Origin of the sequence: Arenibacter sp. F26102 (assembly GCF_023015865.1) — a bacterium.
Taxonomy (GTDB): Bacteria; Bacteroidota; Bacteroidia; order Flavobacteriales; family Flavobacteriaceae; genus Arenibacter.
Genome location: NZ_JALKBC010000021.1, coordinates 17,096 through 39,390, shown reverse-complemented (window position 1 = coordinate 39,390; position 22,295 = coordinate 17,096). Strand labels below are relative to the sequence as shown.

General features: G+C 38.3%; 20 protein-coding genes and 1 tRNA gene. 9 read left to right on the top strand and 12 right to left on the bottom strand.

All coding sequences use genetic code 11. From position 1 onward, the window contains the following. Positions 1 to 31: 31 nt before the first annotated feature. The 10 genes from MWU78_RS20580 to MWU78_RS20535 form a co-directional block, all read right to left on the bottom strand. Positions 32 to 970, bottom strand: a complete 939-nt coding sequence (locus MWU78_RS20580; protein WP_247001361.1) for a hypothetical protein — start codon at positions 968 to 970, stop codon at positions 32 to 34. Between the two features lie 12 nt (positions 971 to 982). Beyond that, positions 983 to 1,705: a hypothetical protein gene (locus MWU78_RS20575; RefSeq protein WP_247001359.1), complete on the bottom strand. Its 723-nt coding sequence runs from the start codon at positions 1,703 to 1,705 to the stop codon at positions 983 to 985. 12 nt (positions 1,706 to 1,717) lie between these two features. Next, on the bottom strand, positions 1,718 to 2,203 hold the full coding sequence (locus MWU78_RS20570) for a DUF3592 domain-containing protein (protein ID WP_247001357.1): 486 nt from the start codon (positions 2,201 to 2,203) through the stop codon (positions 1,718 to 1,720). Between the two features lie 20 nt (positions 2,204 to 2,223). Beyond that, on the bottom strand, positions 2,224 to 2,850 hold the full coding sequence (locus MWU78_RS20565) for a hypothetical protein (protein ID WP_247001355.1): 627 nt from the start codon (positions 2,848 to 2,850) through the stop codon (positions 2,224 to 2,226). A gap of 5 nt (positions 2,851 to 2,855) precedes the next feature. Continuing rightward, on the bottom strand, positions 2,856 to 3,467 hold the full coding sequence (locus tag MWU78_RS20560) for a hypothetical protein (protein WP_247001353.1): 612 nt from the start codon (positions 3,465 to 3,467) through the stop codon (positions 2,856 to 2,858). A 12-nt stretch (positions 3,468 to 3,479) separates the two neighbouring features. Next, on the bottom strand, positions 3,480 to 3,878 hold the full coding sequence (locus MWU78_RS20555; protein ID WP_247001351.1) for a hypothetical protein: 399 nt from the start codon (positions 3,876 to 3,878) through the stop codon (positions 3,480 to 3,482). Positions 3,879 to 4,025: 147 nt separating this feature from the next. Further along, positions 4,026 to 4,370 carry a hypothetical protein gene (locus MWU78_RS20550; RefSeq protein ID WP_247001349.1) on the bottom strand — a complete coding sequence of 115 codons (345 nt, stop codon included), beginning with the start codon at positions 4,368 to 4,370 and terminating at the stop codon, positions 4,026 to 4,028. A 17-nt stretch (positions 4,371 to 4,387) separates the two neighbouring features. After that, positions 4,388 to 4,735 carry a hypothetical protein gene (locus tag MWU78_RS20545; RefSeq protein ID WP_247001347.1) on the bottom strand — a complete coding sequence of 116 codons (348 nt, stop codon included), beginning with the start codon at positions 4,733 to 4,735 and terminating at the stop codon, positions 4,388 to 4,390. A 22-nt stretch (positions 4,736 to 4,757) separates the two neighbouring features. After that, the gene (locus tag MWU78_RS20540) at positions 4,758 to 6,107 is read right to left on the bottom strand and encodes an OmpA family protein (RefSeq protein ID WP_247001345.1); all 1,350 of its coding nucleotides are present in this window, start codon (positions 6,105 to 6,107) and stop codon (positions 4,758 to 4,760) included. Positions 6,108 to 6,246: 139 nt separating this feature from the next. Beyond that, on the bottom strand, positions 6,247 to 10,197 hold the full coding sequence (locus MWU78_RS20535) for a two-component regulator propeller domain-containing protein (protein ID WP_247001343.1): 3,951 nt from the start codon (positions 10,195 to 10,197) through the stop codon (positions 6,247 to 6,249). Positions 10,198 to 10,538: 341 nt separating this feature from the next. On the opposite strand from MWU78_RS20535, the gene MWU78_RS20530 reads away from it, so the two are divergent. The 9 genes from MWU78_RS20530 to MWU78_RS20490 all read left to right on the top strand — a co-directional run bounded on the left by MWU78_RS20530 (position 10,539) and on the right by MWU78_RS20490 (position 19,210). Next, positions 10,539 to 10,612, top strand: a tRNA-Arg gene (locus MWU78_RS20530). Between the two features lie 421 nt (positions 10,613 to 11,033). Further along, positions 11,034 to 12,050 (top strand): SUMF1/EgtB/PvdO family nonheme iron enzyme, encoded by a 1,017-nt coding sequence (locus MWU78_RS20525; protein ID WP_247001341.1) that lies wholly within the window; start codon positions 11,034 to 11,036, stop codon positions 12,048 to 12,050. Positions 12,051 to 12,098: 48 nt separating this feature from the next. Next, positions 12,099 to 12,650, top strand: coding sequence for a YceI family protein (locus tag MWU78_RS20520; RefSeq protein ID WP_247001339.1), 552 nt, complete (start codon positions 12,099 to 12,101; stop codon positions 12,648 to 12,650). A gap of 620 nt (positions 12,651 to 13,270) precedes the next feature. Then, on the top strand, positions 13,271 to 14,656 hold the full coding sequence (locus MWU78_RS20515; RefSeq protein ID WP_247001337.1) for a glycoside hydrolase family 88 protein: 1,386 nt from the start codon (positions 13,271 to 13,273) through the stop codon (positions 14,654 to 14,656). Positions 14,657 to 14,658: 2 nt separating this feature from the next. Next, positions 14,659 to 15,483, top strand: coding sequence for a sugar phosphate isomerase/epimerase family protein (locus MWU78_RS20510; protein WP_247001335.1), 825 nt, complete (start codon positions 14,659 to 14,661; stop codon positions 15,481 to 15,483). 36 nt (positions 15,484 to 15,519) lie between these two features. Next, entirely contained in the window at positions 15,520 to 16,668 is a 1,149-nt protein-coding gene (locus MWU78_RS20505; RefSeq protein WP_247001333.1) for a Gfo/Idh/MocA family oxidoreductase, read from the top strand. A 30-nt stretch (positions 16,669 to 16,698) separates the two neighbouring features. Next, entirely contained in the window at positions 16,699 to 17,475 is a 777-nt protein-coding gene (locus MWU78_RS20500) for a 3-ketoacyl-ACP reductase (RefSeq protein WP_247001331.1), read from the top strand. 113 nt (positions 17,476 to 17,588) lie between these two features. After that, positions 17,589 to 17,816: a hypothetical protein gene (locus MWU78_RS20495; RefSeq protein WP_247001329.1), complete on the top strand. Its 228-nt coding sequence runs from the start codon at positions 17,589 to 17,591 to the stop codon at positions 17,814 to 17,816. Further along, complete coding sequence (locus tag MWU78_RS20490; RefSeq protein ID WP_247001327.1) at positions 17,813 to 19,210, top strand: hypothetical protein; 1,398 nt, start codon at positions 17,813 to 17,815, stop codon at positions 19,208 to 19,210. The genes MWU78_RS20495 and MWU78_RS20490 overlap by 4 nt, the downstream gene beginning before the upstream one ends. 962 nt (positions 19,211 to 20,172) lie before the next feature. On the opposite strand, the gene MWU78_RS20485 is transcribed toward MWU78_RS20490, so the two are convergent. Then, complete coding sequence (locus MWU78_RS20485) at positions 20,173 to 21,285, bottom strand: membrane dipeptidase (protein ID WP_247001325.1); 1,113 nt, start codon at positions 21,283 to 21,285, stop codon at positions 20,173 to 20,175. 12 nt (positions 21,286 to 21,297) lie between these two features. After that, entirely contained in the window at positions 21,298 to 22,284 is a 987-nt protein-coding gene (locus MWU78_RS20480; protein WP_247001322.1) for a 3-hydroxyacyl-CoA dehydrogenase family protein, read from the bottom strand. Positions 22,285 to 22,295 lie beyond the last annotated feature (11 nt).

Sequence of the window (22,295 nt, the reverse complement as noted above, 5' to 3'; positions counted from 1 at the left end):
TAATGGATTTTTATGGACGCATGATATTCGGTCAATACTGTGCCGATAATCTAAAGAAATAGGTAGCATCATTTGGTATGGAAGCAGTAGAGGTGTGCTCATGCTTTTTATATCTGGATCTGTCCTCTTCCGGGGCATTTGGAAATTCATAGGTACCTATTACTTCGGTTTTCACCATATTCCAGCCAGGATTAAATTTAAGCTCATAAACAACACTGGTTTCCATCATTATTGGAGTTCCGGAATTGCTTAAGTCCCCACTCCAATTTTCATTGGCCCTTATAGCACAAGCTTCGTCAACATAGACCCAAGACAGGATATATCCCTCATCCCCAAAATATAGATCGCCCGGGGTTAATAGGTTGAGGGTTACTTTTGCAGAATTACCAATCGTTAAGATCCCGATCTGTTGCCCGTCTTGGTACACCAATAAATAAGGGTTGAGCTTAAAGCCAGCTTTTTCATTACTATACTCATAAGAATCCGGATTATGGATGTCAAAAAAGTTATTGCTGTTTTTAAAGTGGTTCAATGGTTGTAACACGGGAATCTTGTATGTAGGATTCAATTCAATACTCCCATCTACCTTAATAGCCCCAACTTTCACATAATTTATTTTATCATTTCTGGAGTCATATGCATAGTTGAAGACAAGATCTGCAGCTCCCTTGTTCCAATTTTCAAATTTCTTGTCCTTATCACTGGCCCAGGTGTTTTTCCAATATTTATCTTCACTTTTTGCGGCAGTAGGGATGGGGCTTGTTTTGGCATTGGCTTTTTTGTCCAGTTCCACTTGTTTCTGCTGCTGATCTGCCTGCTTTTGTACGTCTTCAAGGTTAAGGCTCTCCATAATGCTATCCCGCATTTTCAATGCCTTATCTAACATTTTTTGTTGCTCAGGTGTTTGTGCGAAAGACTGGAACCCTATAAGTAAAAGGAATACTGGCAAAATATGGTATAGTGTTTTCATTGGTTCCCTTTCTTAAAAGTATTTTCCAATTAACTTGGTGTTGGGCATGGCCGCTTGTGATGATGTTACCGTTATTTTACTTGGTTTCTTTATTTTGTCGAATACATTTTCTTCGTACATGCTGGGTATCTTCTGTTCGGCAACACTTTCAATTTTGTATTCAATAAAATTAAATCCGGCCTTTAACTTCAGATCATAGGCATATTGGGTTTCAACAGGATTGTTTTCTGTGTAAGTAACCGTGGAAGTACATGCTCCTTTATAATCAAAATCGGATTCCACATATAGCAATTCAAAATAGGACCCCAACACAGCATCTATATCACCATAAGATTCCAACCATGGAACCAAATTTTCATCGGTAACCATAAACAACAATCCGGAATACGGATTTTCTTTTGTGCTTAGGGAAATATAACCTCCACCAGCTGCTTTAATATTTTTATCCTCTGCGAGTATATCATAACTATTATCACATTTGGAAAACAAGGTAAAGGCCGTGTCCGTCATAAAATTGGCTTTTACCTCATCAGTAATAAAATTTAGATCTTTTGGGAAATTTAAAGCTATTTCTCCAGAATCTGTGATAGTTCCTATGGTAAGTGGGTTGTCCATTCCGAAGGAAAACAACACCAGGTCCATAGCTTTCAATGGATAATTATCCACTATATGATTGGTTTGGGCCATGCCAGCTTGAAAGGCACAGGCTACTAAAAACAAAACTGATTTTTTCATAATAAATGTGTTTTACCGGTTAGAAAAATAATCTATGATCTCTATTATTATTGAAGGGTTGTAGAGGGACACAGCTCCCAATAAAAAAAGTAGGAACAGTAGTAGTAAGGCACCCATTACGCCATCTTTTCTTCCTGGCTCCAAGGTGGATATCCTAGGGTTTGACGGATTGTAAAAAACATTTACTTGTTTCCCAAGAGTATATTTGGCAATTAATCCTGAAGCTTTCTTTTGTGAAAATTTCTTGAACGAATTGGCAAAAAATGGCTCTTTTCCTGTATAAGTGGCGCCATTGAGTTCATAGGTATATAGAAAATCGATTATTTTGGATAGGGGGAAATCGAGTCCCTTTGTAACCACACCATTAACTTTCGGCCATTGGAGGGATTGTTTTGCCCACCACCAACGGCGAAGGGCCATAAACAAAAATGGCAGAAGTATCAATTGCAGAACAAGGCCTGCTATTTGAAACTGATTAAGGGATTTAAAGTATTCCATAACTTTAGGTATTATTCATTTTAATTTTTAAAACCACCCAAATTATCAATGCCCATGGCTTTCCAAAGTGCATCGGTGTCCATCCCCTTGCCTTCCAGGGTTACATAAAATCTATTGGCGTAAAGAAACCTAAGGTCGGATTGAAAATCTGCTTTTGTATCTGCATCCCGATCGGTACCAAAGGTTAAAATTCCGTTGCGCTCTACTTTGGAATATCTTATGGTATTGTTGCTTTCTGAAGTTATCTTGTTGAGGTGCAACATTTTTAAGGGTATTATGGCACCAACGGCCTTCTGCCCAGCGGCATCCAAAATTTCCATTCTAATAGTTTCATCTCCAAAGCTGCCGGAAACAAGTTGGGTATCGGTAATTTCAGGTTCTATTTTGTTCTGTTCTGATGGATCTAAACTTAGATTGCTCAATTTTTTTGGGAATGCCTCTATTAGTTGGTCATTGGTCAATGGGGTCTTGGTACCTAATTCCTTGAGTAGATTATCATATTTTATATTGATATCGTCATTCTTTCCAATAACTTCATTTATTGCCCCATCCAATATCTTGGATGCTGATGGGTCTGACGTTTTTGGGGTTTCTTTACATGAAACCAAAAGCAAAATAACGAGGGCCGATTTTAGTAGATTTTTCATAATTTTTATTTGTATTGATCTAATTTTTTAAGGTTTTCAAAGTCGATATAGGACCAGAGGTCAATAGCTTTATCTGGACCCTCCAAGCTTATCCTGAACCTGTTGTTGTAGATAAAAGCTATTTGGTTCCTACTGATTTTAGGCTGTAAAAAGGCAATGGTCTCGTAACCGTCACGTTCCAAATAAATGTATTCGGTTTCTACAGGTCCTTGTAGTTTAAGTATATAGCTATTGAAAAAGTTTTTTACTATGGCCTTGGACCCGGCACCATCTTCAATGGAAAAATTGTGCTGATTGTCTGCGGGGCCATAGCCCCCGGTAGCCATTTGCCCGCCCCCTGGGTAGGCATATTGGTTTGCCATTTTGTGGCCATTTATCATTTTTGGCAAAAAGGGTAGAATTTGCTCGCTACTTAATGGTGTGGTGCTCTTTAAGGCTTTCCAAACATCTTTATTGCTAGGTTCTTGCTCTTTTATATTCTCTTTAGCCTTAACCTTGGCCATTTCTACTACAGAAATAGGGGGTAGGTCCCCATCTTCTTTGTTTTCTGTTTTAGGACTATCTTGACAAGCGCCTAAAAATAGAGCAATCAATAAATAAATTACATTGGTTTCCATAATTATAGTTGATTATTGTATTAGTTTAAAATGTTCTTCCAATATCTTATTGGGCCTTTTGTCCCTGTATATGTATGTTGCTTTTATGTAGGCCGTGGGGTCGGCATTGTTTTGGCCATAAGGAATGGTATATGATATTTCAAAAGTTCTATTGGCTATACCATCGTTATTGTAAACGGTCATTTTAAAAGTAGAACGGCCATTACCACTCTCAATGCTTTTAGGTACTTCGTTCCAATGTAACCAAGGCTTGGTTTTTTCTCCTATTTTGGCGAATAGGGTTGTGTTGTCCGTATTGATCTCGATTTTAGGAAAACTCCCGTTGGCGTCAAGGTTGGAAAAATTCATTTGCCCGTTCATGTTCCTTGAAAAAAGTAAGACCGCCAATAGTAGTATAAATTGCAATTGCATGATATGTAATTATTGGTTCTAAAAAGTATTCTTTTGAACTTTCAATTGGCCAGTAATCATTTAGGTCATGGGGTGGATGTGGATATCATCACTGCCTATTTTATATAATTTCTTTAGGTATCAATTATGGAAATGAACTTTAGTTATTTAAATATTTTTAAACCATTCCATAAATTTCTCTCCTAGCAAGGGTACAGGACTTTCTTTTCCATTAAAAGCGTTTATTAATCCTATGATCCACATATACAGGAGAACAAAAATGCCAAGGATATTAATGATCCACCCCAATATGGGAATCATTCCTATGGCCCCTAAGGCAAGACCCGTACAGGCCAAGCCAAGGGATTGTTTAATATGGTAAGATGCAAAGGCATCCTTTTTGTCATTGTTCATTACAAAGGATATAATAAGGCCAATGATGGTGATGTAGGCAATAACACCAATGTTCTTACCTTCGATTGCTACTGCTGTTTTGTTATCTGTTGTTTCCATCTTCTTAGTTTTTGAAATTATTCATCACAAGCAGTGCTGTTGATCTCTGCTTTCAAATTTTTTATGTCATTATTAAATTCTGATTTATTAACGGTAGGCACACAACTTAAAATTCCCTCTAGGGATTTTACATAGTTCAGACCTTCTGTTTTCAATTTATTGCAATTGGACACGCTTGGGTCATTGCTATAGGCTATAGAGGCATTGGAATATGTTTCGGCCTGGGAAAGGTATTTTTCCGACCAATTGTTGCAGCCAATAGGGCTTAAACCATCATCTTTGCTGCAACTTACAATCCCGGATAGTACTACCAAGCTGCTGGCGATGAACATTATTCTAACTTGACTTTTCTTTGATTTTTTCATGATTATTTATATTAGGGTTATTTTAATTGATTTTAATAAACTCTACTCTTCTATTATTGGCCCTGCCTTTTTCGGTGGTATTATCAGCAACGGCTTCTGTTTCTCCTTTGCCCATAAATTGCAATCGGTCTTTATCTATTTCAAACTCTTCAATTAGAATTTGCTTTACAGATGCAGCTCTACTCTCGGAAAGTGTCTGGTTGTAATTATCATCACCTTGATTATCAGTATGTCCTATTATTTGTAGGTTGATGTCGTTGTTATCACGAAGCATATTGGCTATGTCCAATAATATGCCGTATGACTCCTTCTTTACTGTAGATGCGGCAGTATCAAAGTAGATTCCTGTTGTGCTGAATTTTCCATTTTTGAGTAATAAGGACCGCAGGTCTTCTGTGGATTCAGCAATTTTGAAGTTGGAAATGCCTACAAAATGACCTTTTTCCGGTAGTACGTCCATCGCCTGGATAATAAAATATTTACCAATATTGGCCTGTATTAAATTGGGGGAATCCACCATTTTTTCCTCGTTCACCCACATTCGCAACCTTTTTTTGTTTACGGCAATGGAAATATGGACCGTACTGTTTAGATATTCAGGTATTTCCCTGTCAATTTCATTTCCAATTTTTACGTCCACTTCACCCCCAAAATTAGATACGCTTCTTACATTAAAACCATTTGGGGAGAGAAGGATTTCTATCTCCGCCAAAGTGCCCCCGGCACCCATGGAATATGCCTTTTTGGTTAAGAATGCAAAGTGTATTTTACTAATAGGCTTTCCGGAACCGTATCCATTATTGGATAAATCAAATTCTATGGTATAGTTTTCAGGCAGTTTGTCCTCCATGCTTGGCATGTATCCCGACCTTCTAATAAGGGAGAGCCATTTGCTTTCGGAAACATTAGTATTAATAACTTCTCCTGAGCCGCCCGTTTCCCAATTTGCAGGGAAATCGCCTTTGGCATCAGCTGCAAAATCATCATAAAACAAAAGCTTATTTCCTGGTATAAAGGTGAAATTACTATACACCCCAAATTCATTTTGTTTTGTTACATTGGTACTGGATCCTGCTTTTTTTTGTGTTAGCCCTTCACCGCTATCAACAGAGGAATCAGTCTCATTTTTTTTCTTCTGGGACTTGGTATTTTTTTTCTGCTTTGTACCTTTATTACCATCTAAAATGGTGTCCATAACTTTTTCCGTTTCGCGGTTCACTTTTTGCTCGGATTTTCTTAAGACTGCTTCTTCCGCTGCATTCTCCACTCTGTTCCCTAATCTTTTCAAGAATTGGGCATGGCATATTCCAGAGCCTAAACAAAAAAGAAATATAAAGATGGATAATCTGGCACATAACATTGTTGTTTTCATTTCATACTATATTTAGAAGATTAAAACTTGATTCTTTTTTGTAAAATCAAATTTCAGTTATATGTATGAAGAACAGTGAGTTAATTGTAACATAAGATAGTACAGATGTAACTCTTTTTAAAGCCATAACCCTTTGGATTTAGGAGGTAGGAGTTTTTCCGAAGGTTTTTTTATAGCATTTTATAAAATATGATGGATTATTAAATCCGGTGGTATAAGCCACTTCCGCTACGGTTATTCCTGGTATTTCTAGAAGTTTCTGTGCTTGCTTTAATCTTTCTAAACGTATAAATGCGGTAGTGCTGTGACCGGTTAGGGCAATTAATTTTCTATGTAACTGCATTCGGCTCATTCCCAGAAGTTGGCTGAACTTTTCAGCGGAAAAATCAGTATCCTGTATATTGTTATTCAGGATATCTTCAACCTTTAGTAGGAATTTCTCATCGGTTGAGGTAAAGGCAATGTCCTTGGGCTTAAAAACATTCTCTTTATTGTAATGTGCCCTCAGTTTTTTTCTAGTTGTTAAAATGTTTTCTATTCTTATTCGAAAAGTCTTTGGGTTAAAAGGCTTTATCATGTATTCCTCTACACCACTTTGGAAGCCTGCAATTTCATTTTCCGGATCGGTTTTCCCGGTTAGCATTATGATCGGGATATGGGAAGTTTTTTCATCGTTCATTAATTGGTTGCAGAGTTCTATGCCATTTAATTTGGGCATCATAAGATCTGTGATTATAAGATCCGGAATCTTTTTGAGGGCTATTTGTACCCCTTCAACACCATCTTTGGAAGTAATGATCTTGTATTTGTCCTCCAAAAGGGAAGTCATAAAATTTAATAGGGATACATTGTCTTCCACCAACAATATTAGAGGCTGGACTTCATTGGTTTTTTTGGTGATGCTTCCTGTATCTCTTATTGATGTAACTACTTCTTCAGGAATATCTTCATCTTTGATTGGATGGACGGGAATTTCTAAATTAAAGAATATTTTTTTATGATCATTGGAGTATGAAGCGTGGACGATTCCTTTAAGGTGTTCCACCAATTCCTTGACCAAGGACAGTCCAATTCCTGTACCTTCGTTTGTATGACTAGCCTGAAAGAATCTTTCAAATAATTTATTGGTATCTTTTTCTATAATGTTGTCTATATCGTTGGATACATTTATTATTAAGCGATCGGTTTCCACTACCACAGCCCTAAAGTCTATATTGCCGCCCTCTGAAGTATATTTAATGGCATTGCCCAAAAGATTGCCAACAATCTTTTCCATAATATCCGGATCAAATAAGGTCATGGACATAGCACCCACAGTGTGGGAGAAAATAAGATTCTTGTTTTTGGCTAGATATTCAAAGGGTTCCAGTAAGGACAGGATAAAGCCTCCCAAATGTATTTTTTCTGGATTCAGTTTGAGGGAACCGGTATCCAATTTATTCAATTCCATCATTTGATTTACTAAGTCTAGAAGCCTTTTGGTATTTTTATCTACCAACATTAGGTCCTTTTTTAAATCGGGCTTTAAATCGTTTTCCAGCTGTTTTTTGATCGGTCCTTTTATTAGGGTCAAAGGGGTTCTGAATTCATGGGAAATATTGGAATATAATTTTGCTTTAAATTCGTTTAATTCCTTAAATCTAATGGTTTCTTGGCGTTCCAATTTTAATTGCATGTTCATATTCCACCTCCAATTAAAATATCTGTATATTAAATAGATAGTGGTAAAAAACAGTAGTAGGTAGATTAGAATTGCACTATTGGTCAGGTACCAGGGTTTATTGATAATAAAGCTATAGGATTCCTCCTTATTGTTCCAGACCCCATCATAATTACTGGATACAACCTTAAAAGTATAGTTGCCCGGGGGTAAATTGGTATATCTTGCACTATTCTCGTTGCCGGACAAGGTCCAATCGGCATCGTAACCCTCAAGTTTAAATTGGTATTGATTTTTAATGGGAAGGGAGTATTGTAAACTGGCAAATGAAAAAGCAACAGTGTTTTCCTTATAGTTGAGCTTCATATTGGGAATTAGGGGTGTTACCGTGTTAAAAACTTCAAACTTAGTGATGACCGTTTTTGGAAGTACTGTGCTTATTTCAATGTCCGAAGGGTTAAACCAATAATAGCCTTCCAATCCTCCAAAATACAGGTTGCCATTTCTCGCCTTAAAATAGGCGCCGGTATTAAATTCTGTGGCGAGTCCGTCATAATTGGTGTAATTGACAATTTTTGGGGTCGAATCCAGTTTTTCGGGGACGTAAAATTTGGTAATGCCCCTATTGGAACTTAACCATAAATTATTTTGTTCGTCAGGTAATATGGCATAAACCACATCATTGGCAAGCCCTTCTTTTACCGTATAATTATAGATTTGGTCATTTACAATATCAAGAGCACATAATCCACTGCCATTGGTGCCGATCCATAAGATTCCTTTATTATCGTAGTACAGAGATTTTATTTGGTTACTGGCCAAGGAATTTGCATTTCCTGGCTCATGTCTGTACACTTTAATGACATTGGTTTTAAGGTTTATCTTGCAAATGCCATCGTCCTGGGTACCTACCCATATCCATTGACCGGCTTCCTGGGCAATTGCCCTGATATTGTTGGAGGGAAGTCCGTTGCCGGTATCGTCTTTTTCATACTTTTTTAAAACCCCCTTTTTTTTGTTTACTTTAAAAAGACCACTCTCCCTGGTACCTACCCAGGTATTGTCATAGGTGTCTTTCTGTATGCACCAAACGGTAACATTTTCTAGATCTTTGAGACTGGGATATTCAATTATATTGTCCTTGATATCCATAATATGTAATCCACCCTCCTGAGTGCCAATCCATAGATCCCCATCATTATCGCTGAGCAGGCTCATGATTCTATTGGATCTAAGCCCCTTTTTATTATCGGTCTGATAGGTATGCCATTCATTTTTTTTGGGCGAGAACCTGGACAGACCTTTGCCACTTGTTCCTATCCAAACATTGTTTTGCTCATCCAAGGTTATGGATCTTACCACATCTATGTTAATATTCTCCGGTGTTTGAAAGTTGATTACGGAGTTGAATTTCTCCAAGAGTGGGTCATAATAATTTAGGCCTGCACCATCGGTTCCGAACCATATGGTTCCCGTATAGTCTTCATAAATACTGAGAATATCTTTGTACTGAATGGTTTTGGGATTGTGTTTCTCGGGCAAGTATTGGTTTAATTGACTTTGTGCCATATCAATTTTAAAAAGTCCATCGCCATAGGTGCCTATCCACAAGTGATTTTTAGTGTCCAGTAACATGGTGATCACATAAATCGTATTCAGGCTGTTTTTTACATCTTCAATAAAAATATCCGGGCGTTTAAAGTGGTTGTCCTTTGGTTCCTTGTACCAAACACCTTCGCCAAAAGTTCCGATCCATTGATTATTTTCATGATCAAAAAGAATAAAGCTATAGTTGGAAAGGGAGTTTTTATTTCCGTCAGGATAATAATAAAATATATTCTCTGGTTGTGTTGGATTTAGTTTTACAATATTTTTTTCACAACTAAGCCATAGATTTCCTGAGCGGTCCTGAGTGATCGCATTTATACCATTCACCTTATCGGGGCCTAATATGAGCTCTATTTTCTTGGTGCCTGATGATAACTTATAAAGCCCAGTGGAATAACTTCCGAACCAAAGGTTTTTTTGTTGGTCTTCAAAGATGGTACTGGCATCTTCCAATCCGGCAATGGGTTCAAAATTGTTGGCGTTCTTGTTTAATTTATGAGGTATTTGTGATATAGGTATGGTCCATAATTCATCGTTGCTATCTACGAACACCTTTCCTAATTTACTATAAGTTGGGTTGGTTATATCCGTAAAATATTGTTTGTATTTTTCAAAGTGTCTTCCGTCATATTTGTTTAAACCATCTTGGGTTGCAATCCATAGAAAACCAGTACGGTCTTGAGTTATTGAAATAGCCGAATTTTGGGACAAGCCATCTTTAACGGATAATTGACGAAAGGAGACTTGTTTTTGTGATTGAAGAGTTAAACAAGAAATAAGTAAGACGTAGTTTGCTACAACTCGGAGGTAGTTTGGAATCATATTATGATTACTTTATTTCTAGCGAAAATTTAATTTTTAATACCCACAGCAAATAATATGTTAACTTATGAATAAAAATTATTAAAATCTACATATGATATTAAAATATGTAATTGGATCAGTAGCTATAGTAGGCAAAGGATAATGATTAAGCAATATATTGGTCAGAATTGATAAGTAATATCTGTAAGTTGTAATCATTTGGCAAACAGGGTACAAATATCCATTGTTTTTTATGATGAAATGGGCAGGTGTTTTTTTTACGATTTAAGTTGCGCATTAATTAATGATAATTGTATATTTGCAGCCGCTAAAGACGGATTTTATCTTATTTAGTGAATGGTGGCATAGCTCAGCTGGATAGAGCACCTGCCTTCTAAGCAGGCGGTCCTAGGTTCGAATCCTAGTGCCATCACGACACTCTCAAAACCACGCCTAATGGCGTGGTTTTTTGTTTAATGGAAATGCCGAACAGCGTTCACCGCAGGTAATCACATCTGAGTTGCTATTTTCCATATGCAAAATCAACAAAATGGTTGCAATCAGATATCACTACAATTTCAAATAAGAAAAACTAAATTTAGTGTTTTACTTCCCTGTTTTAAATTTGGAATTTTTGGATCTATAGTTGAAATATTTGTATTGGCTTTATGATTATTAGTACTGTTATAGGAATCTTTTTGGCTCTAATTTTGTTTTTTTTTAATTGTTAAAATGCCGCTCAATATTCAAGTTTTGTTGGTTAATTCGCCTAATGTTGGGTCAAAAAGGGGATGTCTTGGAGATTCGGTTGGGTGGTATTATTTTTATTGTTACAACCTAAACTGATTATATCAATGCTTAGAATTACCTCCAGAGTATTTAATTTTCTCCTAATTACCTTATTGCTAATTTCCTTGGGATCCTGTAAATCAGGAAAATCAGTTGCAGCTGGGCCCGATAAAAAAATGCATACCGCAGAAATATTTACAGAAAATATTCCGGTCACGGATATTTCATTTGAAATGGTGCTGATTCCCGAAGGAAAATTCACCATGGGAAGTCCAGAGGGCCAGGTAGATAGAAAGGCCGATGAAGGCCCTGTGAAGGATGTTGAACTGGACGCCTTTTATATGGGCAAGTATGAGCTTGGCTGGGAGGTTTTTGAATTGTTCTTTAAACAAAACAAAGAATTGTTCCAGACTTTGGACGCCGATAGGTTAAATAATATAGATGCCATTACGAGGCCCAGTCCTCCCTATGAGGACCCTTCCTATGGAATGGGAAAGGTTGGTTATCCGGCAATAAGTATGTCCGCCTATTCCGCTCTGGTATTCTGTAAGTGGTTAAGTACCGTTACGGGCAGGTTTTATAGATTGCCGACAGAGGCGGAATGGGAATATGCCGCCAAGGCAGGGACCAATACCGCCTATTCCTTTGGTGATGATGTAACAAAATTGGACGAATATGCAGTGTATTATAAAAACTCCAATAATCAGTATGCCAAGGTCGGTAGTAAATTGCCCAATCCCTGGGGACTTTACGATATGCACGGGAATGTCTCCGAGTGGACCCTGGATGAGTATAAGGAAAATGCATTTGCCCTTACCGAATCCAAGAACCCTTGGGTAAAAGCAACGGTAATCCATCCACGAGTGATCAAAGGTGGGTCATGGGATGATGATGCAAGGACACTGAGGTCTTCGGCGAGAATCGCATCCAGCCTAAAATTGCAAAAGAGGGATCCACAGATTCCAAAAAGCTTTTGGTGGAACACCGATTCCAATTTTATTGGATTTAGATTGGTGAGTCCAAAGGTGCAGCCTTCAAAAGAGGAACAAAAACAGTTTTGGCAGACCGTATTGGATGAGTAGGTGGATCCCAATAAAAACACTTGGTAATTAGAACAATAAATTTAACAGATGAAAAATAGACTGTCCCTAATAGCGTTATTATTCCTCGTTTTTGCTGGCTATGCACAAGAAACATACACCTTGGCCAAGGAAAGTGTCCTAAAAATAAATGGTAGTTCTACAATTCATGATTGGACAGTGATAGCCAATTCAATGAAGGGATCTATGAAAATGGATGCTGGGGTACTTAAAAATTTGAATTTTCAGGTAGAAGTTGCCGGGATAAATAGTGAACGGGGTGCGGCTATGGACAAGAAAATGCATGCTGCCCTAAAGGTGGAGGAACATCCTGAAGTATCCTTTAAATTCAAAGAAATAAAGAAGGACGGAAGCGCGGAAAATTCATTTCATATTATGGGCATGCTCAATATCGCTGGAGCTGAAAAAAAAGTAGACATTGCATCGGAATTCCAAGAAGTAGGTGGGAAGTATGTTTTTACGGGCAGTAAGGAAATAAAGTTGCAAGATTTTAATATGGAACCGCCCACGGCAATGTTCGGCCAGATTATAGTAGGCGATAACGTTAATATTGATTTTGATTTAATTTTTTCAAAGGGCTAGGACTTTCTAACTGTCAAGCTAAGGGAAAAGATTTCTTGGAGAATTTTATTTGTTCTAAAGGGGTAAATGCCCCGAGATTTGTCTCGTTAGTAAACTTCAAAAGCTCAATACGTGTTCCTTTAAAATGCTCCTTGGGCTTTCCCCGGAGAAAATTACTTATTGAAAATTCAAATACCTATATAAACTCATTTGCTGCTATTCTTGCAATTTATAGGTCCAGACTCTTAAGACTAGCTCACCTTGATTTAAAATTGCAAAACCCTGTTAGGTATCACCCAATCCTTTAAGCCGGCCAGTGCTGCTATTACCTTAGCAACTTTCTTTATAATTAATGATTGCGAGTTGTAAATACCTTTCAAAAAACCCTGGGCAAAGAAGCCGATGACCCAAAATCTCCAAGATCACTTTACAAGACATATGACTTGAAATTTAGTGCTGCTAACACAATTTTATCCGAAAAGTCTCCTGAGAGATAATTAATATGTACGTCTAATTTTTTGGGCTGTATATAACAATTGTCAAAAAAGTATCATTATTTGAATTAATTGTATGGTTTTGTTCCGTTATAGATAAGTAAATTTGAGAAATACGCAAAAAATTACATCTATAAATGGATAATTATGAATATCAACAACAAAAGAAAGATTGAAGACTTAAGAGATAAGTTAAAGGCTTTTTGGAAATTATCGGGCCAAAAGATTTTATCGATAGACAACGATTATGATGCCACAAAGGGGTCTCCCGTCTTTACGGTTAATGGAAAATATACCACGAGAGGTTGGACAGAATGGACACAAGGGTTTCAATACGGTTGTTCAATTTTGCAGTATGATGTCACCGGTGATGAGAAATTCTTGGCTATGGCGCGTAAACACACTGTTGATAAGATGGCTTCCCATGTAAGCCATTTTGGGGTGCACGATCATGGTTTTAATAATGTGAGCACCTATGGAAATTTACTGCGCCTAATGAATGAAGGTAGAATTCCTGAGCAAGAATGGGAGCGTAATTTCTACGAATTGGCCCTTAAAGTTTCTGGAGCGGTGCAAGCCAAAAGATGGACACCTATTAAAGAAGGGGGGTTTATGTATTCCTTTAACGGACCACATTCTTTGTTTGTGGATACAGTCAGAACGGTCAGATCACTGATGGTTGCCCATAAGCTCGGTCATGGGTTGATGGGAGAAAATGACAAAAGAATCAGTCTCCTAGATCGAGGGGTATTGCATTCCTTGGCCACAGCCAAATACTCTGTTTATTACGGCAAAGGGAGAGACAGTTATGATACGGAAAGTAGAACGGTTCATGAATGCGTTTTTAATATTAATGATGGAAATTTTCGTTGTCCTAACTCTCAACAGGGATATACAGGTTTTAGTACATGGACAAGGGGCCTAAGTTGGGCCATGTTAGGTTTCGCTGAGGAATTGGAGTTTTTGGAGACCATAGAGGAGGACGAAATGGAAGTTTTGGGAGGTAAAAAGGAAATAGAAGAAACATTTTTGAAGGCAGCAAAAGCTACTTGTGATTGTTTTATAGCTAAAACCGCTTCGGATGGAATTACCTATTGGGATACCGGTGCACCATTGCTTTATAAATTGGGGGAGGATTATTTGGATAGGCCTTCAGATCCATTCAACGATTTTGAGCCAGTTGATAGCTCGGCTGCCGTCATAGGTGCACAGGGCTTGTTGAGATTAGGCAAGTTTTTGTTGGATAAAGGAGATGACGAGGGAGAAAAATATATTCAGGCGGGTCTCTTGACCGCGGAGTCTATTTTTAGCGACCCCTATTTAAGTACTGATCCGAACCATCAAGGTTTAATACTGCACTCCATTTACCATCGACCCAATGGCTGGGATCATATACCCGCTGGAAGCGTCATTCCCAATGGTGAATCCAGTATGTGGGGAGATTATCATGCCATGGAATTGGGATTGTACCTGCAAAGGTTGATGGACGATAAAAAGTACTACACTTTTTTTGGGAGTACGGAAAGGCAATAAATATGATAGATTTTTCTAAAATGTGTATGCATACCATAACCACCAAGCCTTGGAAATTAAGCGAGGCTGTGGAAAATTACGCCCAACATGGGATTGGGGGAGTGTCGGTATGGCAAGATAGCGCCCAACAATTAGGGGCTCGAAAAAGTGGGGATCTTATCCGTAAAAATGGAATGGAAGTAGTGTCCTATGTAAGGGGAGGTTTCTTTCCCCACTCCAGTAAGGCAAAAAGGGATAAGGCTATAGAGGACAATAAAAAAATGATCGATGAAGCGGCCGAACTGGGTGCTCCTATGTTGGTATTGGTCTGTGGTGCGGAACCCGCTCAAGACCTAGAGGAATCACGTAAACAAATACAGGGAGGAATTGAATCCCTGGTTAATTATGCAACGCAGAACAAGGTGCAGTTAACCATAGAGCCCCTACACCCTATGTATGCCGATACGCGATCGGCAATTAACAGTCTGGAACAGGCCAATTGCATGGCAGAGGCCATAGATTCCAAGTGGGTCGGGGTAGCTGTGGACGTGTACCACCTATGGTGGGATCCCAATCTAGAAAAGGAGATTTACAGGTGCCAGGAACATGGCAATTTTTCCGCATTTCATATTTGTGATTGGAACGTTCCAACTACCGATTTGCTACTGGATCGCGGTTTGATGGGGGAGGGATGTATAAAACTTCAGCAAATAAAAAATTGGGTGGCCAAATCAGGATTTAATGGTTTTCACGAAGTGGAAATATTTTCAGAAAAATTTTGGAAGCTAGATCAAAATGAATTTATGGACAAGATTGTAAAAAGCTATTCCAATTACTGGGAAAGTTAAACCTCATTAAACAACAGGAATCAAAAATCAGGAATTATGAAAATACATAAAGTAGGCATTATCATGAACGGGGTTACCGGAAGAATGGGAACCAACCAGCATTTGATGCGTTCTATTGTTGAGATAATCAAGCAGGGAGGAGTAAAGATAAATGAAGCTGAAATCATTATGCCAGATCCCGTATTGGTCGGGAGAAATATGGCGAAATTGGAACATTTGAAATTCATTTCCGGAGTAGAAAAGATTACGACAGATCTTGACAGTGTGATGAACGACCCCTATTATCAGATATATTTTGACTCCCAAACCACGGGAAGAAGGGCTCCTGCCGTAAAAAAAGCAATAAAGGCAGGGAAACATATTTATTGTGAAAAACCTGTTGGAATATCTACAGAAGAGGTGTTGGAACTTTATCAACTCTGTAATAAGGCAAACCTAAAGAACGGTGTGGTTCAGGATAAGCTATGGCTTCCCGGAATGTTGAAAATTAAAAGACTTAAAGAGCAAGGTTTTTTTGGGGAAATCCTTTCAGTTCGCGGGGAATTTGGATATTGGGTTTTCGAAGGGGATACCATTGCGGCTCAGAGGCCCAGTTGGAATTATGTAAAGGAAAAAGATGGGGGTATTATTGTGGATATGCTTTGTCATTGGAGGTACGTCCTCGATAATCTTTTTGGCAATGTAAAAGCGGTTTCCTGTTATGGGGCCACCCATATCCCGGAGCGTATCGATGAAAATGGCAAAAGGTATAGGTGTACTGCGGATGATTCGGCCTATGCTACTTTTGAATTGGAAGGAGGGGTTATAGCCAACTTTAATTCTTCATGGACAGTTCGGGTAAGACGGGACGATCTTTTGACTCTTCAGGTAGATGGCACCAAGGGTTCTGCCGTGGCTGGCCTTAGAGATTGTTATATTCAGCATTATGGCAATACACCAAAGCCCATATGGAATCCGGATATTAAACAACCCATAGATTTTTATGAGGATTGGAGTTTGGTGCCCGAACAAGAAGATTACGATAACGCCTTTAAGGTACAGTGGGAATTGTTCCTGAAACATATTGTGAAGGATGATCCATTTCCATGGTCAATACTTGAAGGGGCAAAAGGAGTCCAGTTGGCAGAAAAAGGTTTGGAAAGCTGGTCTAAAAGAGCTTGGGTAGATATTCCGGAATTAAAATAAAGTATTGTAGGTCAAAGAGTAAATTATCATATGAAAACGAAAAAATCGGCATTGGTCACCGGAGGCAGTAGGGGCATAGGATTTAGTATATCGAAATATCTGGCCAAGGCTGGTTTTAATATAGCTGTAAATGGTATGCGCCACGAAGAGGAGGTGCAATCTGTATTGGAAGAGTTACGTGACTTAGGAGTAGAGGTTTTATACTGTCGTGGGAATTTGGGAAACAGCGAAGATAGGCTTCGAATAATTCAACAAATTAAGAACAATTTTGGACAGTTGAATATTCTGGTCAATAATGCCGGGGTGGCTCCTCTGGAAAGGAATGATGTTTTGGAGACCACAGAGGAAAGTTTCGATAGGGTTCTGGGAATAAACCTAAAGGGCACTTTTTTTATGACCCAAATGGTATCCCAATGGATGATAGCACAGCGAAAAATAGATTCAGGTTTTCAAGGGTGCATCATTAATATATCTTCGGTTTCGGCAACTATGGCCTCTATTAATCGCGGAGAATATTGTATATCAAAAGCAGGCCTGGCTATGGTAACCCAATTATTTGCGGTAAGGCTTGGTGACTTTGATATTCCTGTTTACGAAGTACGTCCCGGAATAATTGAGACCGATATGACGGCCGGGGTGAAAGCCAAGTATGATAAATTGTTTGAAGAAGGCATTGCCTTACAAAGAAGATGGGGGCAACCTAGTGATGTAGGTAAGGTGGTCGCTTCCTTAGCGAAGGGTGATTTTCTATATTCTACAGGACAGGTAATCCTTGTAGATGGAGGACTTTCTATGGGAAGACTTTAAAAACCTAAGGCTTTAGATTTTTCCCTTAGCTCTTAAGGAGAATAACAACTTTTGGGTTTTCGTATTGAATGAATTTAATCAGGGCTATTACGCCCCCTAAAAAATATTACATTATGAAATATGTCAAGGAAAAATTATGGCTGTTATGTTGCATTTCAGCTGCAGCCATTATTGTATTTGGCTTAAGCCCCTTAGCCTTGCCAAAAAACACTTTTGATCCTAAATTATTTGGAATGCCTTATGTCTTATGGGTTAATATTTTATTGAGCATAGGACTTGTCCTTTTAACCGTGTTGGGAACCTTTGTGCATCCTGGAAGCATTAATTCTTCTGAGGAATGATAACCATATTCATAGTAATAGCGATAATTTATATAGGGGTATTGGTCACATTTTCATTAATGACCAGAAAAAAAAATAAAGATTCAACCTCCTATTTTTTGGCGGGCTCAAAGGTCGGTTCGGTATTAGGTATATTTACGCTGGCAGCTACCCTTTTTAGTACCTTTACCATAATCGGAATGCCCGATTTTTTTAGAACCCATGGTATAGGTTCATGGTTGTTTTTGGCTTTCTCGGATGCCGTAATGGTCTTTGGGATTATTACGGTGGGATATTATCTTAGAAAAACAGCTAGAAGAGAGGATTTTAGGGGATTGTCGGGATTAATGGCAAAATGCTATAAAAATAAATATGCAGGGTATATCACTTTTGTAGGGGCCTTTATTTTTTTGGTTCCCTATGTAGCCATACAAATAAGGGGAATCGCTATTTTTTTGAACGCCACATTTACTCATGCCTTGCCCATATGGGGCTGGGCTATTTTGATTGTTCTTATTATGTTGGTATACAGTGAAGTGGGGGGGTTGAAAGCCATTATATATAGTGATATGTTGCAAGGAATTATATTGTTGGTAGTAATTTGTATTATTGCCTACAACTGTGTTTCATATTTTGGTAACCTTGAGAATTTATTTTCAAAAGTCGAGGAGGTAAATACACAGCTGCTTTCAGTACCAGGTCCCAAAGGATTATTTACAACCCAATTTCTTATAACCTCGATGATCGCTATTACTATGATTCCTTTTACCCAGCCACAAGTGGTGACTAGGATAATTATTATGAAAAATTATAGATCCTTGTTCCGAATGGCAATAGGATTGGGTGTTTTTGCCTTGATTATTATTTTTGCAACTCTGTGTATAGGAATGTATGGGGCAGTGAAATATCCAGAATTGAATACCGCCGAATTTATAAGTGCCGTTTTAATTTCCGATCAATCCAATTTTGTTGCTGCTTTTGCTATCTTGGGTTTAATTGCTGCTGCCATTTCAACATCTGACTCCCAGATTTTTGCCTTGGGAGGGGAATTAAGATCATTATTATCAGGAAATGATAAAAAAATGATTGGGATAACCAAGGTGGCCATAGTTTTCTTTGGCCTGGTAGTCCTGGCTTTTTCCCTAATGGCTTCCGATGAATTGGTTTTATTGGCACGTACCAGCTTTACTGGTACAGCGCTTATGGCACCCATGATATTTTTGGCCATTTTCAGCACCAGAAGGTTGAAAATGCTAATACCAATTCTTACCATGATGGCTATGTTGATTTTTATCAGTTCGCTCTTGGGATTGATACCCAATATGGTTTTCGGGCTTAATTTGGATTTGTTGTTGATCCTGCTGTTAACTTTGGCTAGCCTGGCAGCCTATCGGCTATCTCCCATCGGGGATTAAGCCATCTAAATGAAATGTCTTGTATAGCTTCATAGGTCAGTATATTTCCTTATAGTCAACCTACATAATCACTTTAGGCACTTTTATGGTGCGGAGGTTTTATGAGGGTGTTTGGTTTCAGAAATTCATATGATATCTTTCATGGATACCATAGTCAGTTGGGTTGGTCTTTTCTCCTCTGATTGTACAGTAGCTTTAATCAGATTAAACAGCTATAATTTTAATAATACAAATCCAATAGGACAGTCCATACCTCATTTTAATGATTTTATTGTCAAGTACCTCACGATTGTTCCTGTCTTTTGTAGGTAGGCTCGGGGAGACGGAAATATCAACTTTAATTAATTGGTAGACAGTAAGGTGTATTTAGTTTTAAATGGAACTCAGGTTCTAAGAATATTTAGGATTATTGTATTGGCTATATTCTTGTCTTTGCCAAGTAATTCCATCACATTTATTTCTGGAAGACCCCGAAACTATAAATCTGTACTTTTTTTTGATAAGAGTTTTTCCAATTTCATGTCCTTGAACCTTCGAATTCGGGCAATTGTCAGGTATCTTGACCAAAAATATGGAAGAACTTGCAACAGAATCAAAGGATGTAAACCTATATATTAGGGTCATATCTGAATATTTATTAATTGAAACTGGAATAACTTTTTCTGGGGAACTACAGTGGAAATAGATAATTTTCATGAAGCCAGTATCTAGGGGAGGAAAATTAGAACCTAATCCATTATTTGCAAAACAAGGCTGATTGCTGTACATTACTTTTATAACCCTACCATGAATATGACCCAAATTTTCCAGAAAGTAGGCTGGTGACTACGACTTGGATAGGAGGAATTTAAAGGTTAGTTGGCGATTCAACTTTAAGATAAAAAATCAATGGCTGAATCAGAAAAAGAGCTTTTCAGTCTAAAATTTTAGCTAATTGTCCGCTGTTTTGTTCCAAGTATTTTTTAATCCAAGGTTCTAAAAAGGAGGCTCATCCAATTATTATAGAAAATATTGTCTAAATCATCACTTGAATAACCACGATTTTCAAGAATTGAAACGAACTTTTGAAGGTCGGCAATAGTGTCCATATCATAAGGTGTCTGTTCTAGGCCAAAGAGCCCATCTAGGTCACTACCTATCCCAATGTTTTTACTACTCCCCGCTAATTGACAAATATGATCAAAATGATCTACTAATTTCTCTAAATTTATGTTCATTTGTTTGGGGTCGTCTATGCCCATCCTAAAGTCTGGTACTAGCATCCAGGTGTCCAATGCTCCACCAATAACGCCATTTCTTTCAATGATAAGTTTGATTTGATCATCGCTGAACTGACGCTCTCCTGGAACTAAACTTCGACAATTCTGATGGCTGGCCAGTATATTGCCTTGAAAAGTGTCCAGAGCTTGGAAAAAACCCTTGTCGGTCAAATGGGTTGTATCCAAGAGAATATTTAAACTATTCATTTCACGAAGTAGTTCAAAACCTTTGGATGTTACGCCTGAGCCGTCGGAATGCGTACCGAAGGCATACCTTCCAGGTCCGAAATGAGAAAGCCCTATAGAGCGTAGTCCCTGAGTATAATAGTGATGAAGGTAGTCTAAATTTACTATTGAATCTGCTCCTTCTAAGGCTAATATATAACCAATAGGCTTTTTGGTTTTAGAATTGGCATCTGAAATCCAATACTCATAATGATTTTTTAATTCAAGGCTAGTAGTTATAGGGGTTAATTCACCCAATTCCTCCATTTGGCGGTACCAATGTAACTGACACTGGGCATTTGCATATGCCTGTTGAGGGGAGTGCCAACCTGTTAGGGTCATCGTTTCCAAAGGTGTTCCCTGTTTTGAGACACGGGAAATCATAGTGGTAAACACCAATCCTATGTTTCCTTCTCTCATTTCAGGTAAAGCTACGGTTCCTTTTCCCCGGTCTTGGTAATCTGATAATTGAAGATATTTTTCATTATCCCTTATAGCATGTACGGTTTGGGTCAGATCTCTGTTCAATGTCATAGCATTGGTAGCTAGATCTAAATGGGCATCTACGATAAATTTTCGTTTGGTGTTCATAACTTATCGGATTTAATCTTTTGAAGTACCTGACGTAATGGAATCGGTTTCCTCAAGGTATTTGGTAGACAGGCGATTGACATCAAAGGCGAATTTTTCAAAAGCCAGTTCCCATGCCTTGCTTTCCTCTGGGGTGTAGCTGTAGAAACCTTTGCCATTAGAAACTCCATTGCCCCCGCTTTCCGCAATATCCCTTATAAGTTTAGGGACCTCGGTGCCGGTGCTAAGGTCTTTAAAAAGGTTCTTCATTACGGCATGGTAGGCCTGTAATCCAGTAAGGTCCATATATCTAAAGGGACCACAAAAAGTTAACCAGTGCCCCGCATCGTTTTTGCATGCCCTGTCTACATCATCAATAGTTGCATATCCATTTTCCACTAAATAAAAGGCCTCACGGTACAGAGAATACATAAGTCGATTGGTTATGAATCCCTGAATATCCTTTAGGACCAAGGTAGGCTCCTTGCCCCAAGCAGTAGCAATTTGATGAAGCTCTTTTCCAATTTTTGTAGGGCTTTTATCTCCACATACGATTTCTAAAAACCTTGTGGTATAAGCAGGTTCTGCCCAATGCATTCCAAAGAAACGTTCTGGGACCTTAAGATATCCCTGAAGGGTGCTTATTGGGATTGCAGAGGTATTGGAGGTTATGATGACACTATCGTCAACCGCTTTTTCAATCTTTTCGAGAACCCTTTTTTTGATTTCAAGATTTTCAGAAACACTCTCCATTATAATCCAGCAAAATTTTAGATCGTCGAATGATGATGTAAAAGTTACATTGTTATATAGTTCCTCTGGGTCGTCCGCTGTAATACCCTGAGTTCTACATTCGTTAAGGGACTTTTTTATTCTTTCTTTTGCGCTCTTGTCCAAATCGGATTCTATTGGGGCCAATGCAATTACCTTTTGTCCGTTTATGAGCAATGCAGAAACAATACTTGCTCCCATCATGCCTAAACCTACAACTCCGATTACTCCATTATCTTTAATTATCATCCTTAATTTTC

Bases quoted from the DNA above. Each gene is read 5' to 3' on its own strand.
- MWU78_RS20580 (WP_247001361.1), bottom strand. From the start codon at position 970: ATGAAAACACTATACCATATTTTGCCAGTATTCCTTTTACTTATAGGG.
- MWU78_RS20575 (WP_247001359.1), bottom strand. From the start codon at position 1,705: ATGAAAAAATCAGTTTTGTTTTTAGTAGCCTGTGCCTTTCAAGCTGGC.
- MWU78_RS20570 (WP_247001357.1), bottom strand. From the start codon at position 2,203: ATGGAATACTTTAAATCCCTTAATCAGTTTCAAATAGCAGGCCTTGTT.
- MWU78_RS20565 (WP_247001355.1), bottom strand. From the start codon at position 2,850: ATGAAAAATCTACTAAAATCGGCCCTCGTTATTTTGCTTTTGGTTTCA.
- MWU78_RS20560 (WP_247001353.1), bottom strand. From the start codon at position 3,467: ATGGAAACCAATGTAATTTATTTATTGATTGCTCTATTTTTAGGCGCT.
- MWU78_RS20555 (WP_247001351.1), bottom strand. From the start codon at position 3,878: ATGCAATTGCAATTTATACTACTATTGGCGGTCTTACTTTTTTCAAGG.
- MWU78_RS20550 (WP_247001349.1), bottom strand. From the start codon at position 4,370: ATGGAAACAACAGATAACAAAACAGCAGTAGCAATCGAAGGTAAGAAC.
- MWU78_RS20545 (WP_247001347.1), bottom strand. From the start codon at position 4,735: ATGAAAAAATCAAAGAAAAGTCAAGTTAGAATAATGTTCATCGCCAGC.
- MWU78_RS20540 (WP_247001345.1), bottom strand. From the start codon at position 6,107: ATGAAAACAACAATGTTATGTGCCAGATTATCCATCTTTATATTTCTT.
- MWU78_RS20535 (WP_247001343.1), bottom strand. From the start codon at position 10,197: ATGATTCCAAACTACCTCCGAGTTGTAGCAAACTACGTCTTACTTATT.
- MWU78_RS20525 (WP_247001341.1), top strand. From the start codon at position 11,034: ATGCTTAGAATTACCTCCAGAGTATTTAATTTTCTCCTAATTACCTTA.
- MWU78_RS20520 (WP_247001339.1), top strand. From the start codon at position 12,099: ATGAAAAATAGACTGTCCCTAATAGCGTTATTATTCCTCGTTTTTGCT.
- MWU78_RS20515 (WP_247001337.1), top strand. From the start codon at position 13,271: ATGAATATCAACAACAAAAGAAAGATTGAAGACTTAAGAGATAAGTTA.
- MWU78_RS20510 (WP_247001335.1), top strand. From the start codon at position 14,659: ATGATAGATTTTTCTAAAATGTGTATGCATACCATAACCACCAAGCCT.
- MWU78_RS20505 (WP_247001333.1), top strand. From the start codon at position 15,520: ATGAAAATACATAAAGTAGGCATTATCATGAACGGGGTTACCGGAAGA.
- MWU78_RS20500 (WP_247001331.1), top strand. From the start codon at position 16,699: ATGAAAACGAAAAAATCGGCATTGGTCACCGGAGGCAGTAGGGGCATA.
- MWU78_RS20495 (WP_247001329.1), top strand. From the start codon at position 17,589: ATGAAATATGTCAAGGAAAAATTATGGCTGTTATGTTGCATTTCAGCT.
- MWU78_RS20490 (WP_247001327.1), top strand. From the start codon at position 17,813: ATGATAACCATATTCATAGTAATAGCGATAATTTATATAGGGGTATTG.
- MWU78_RS20485 (WP_247001325.1), bottom strand. From the start codon at position 21,285: ATGAACACCAAACGAAAATTTATCGTAGATGCCCATTTAGATCTAGCT.
- MWU78_RS20480 (WP_247001322.1), bottom strand. From the start codon at position 22,284: ATGATAATTAAAGATAATGGAGTAATCGGAGTTGTAGGTTTAGGCATG.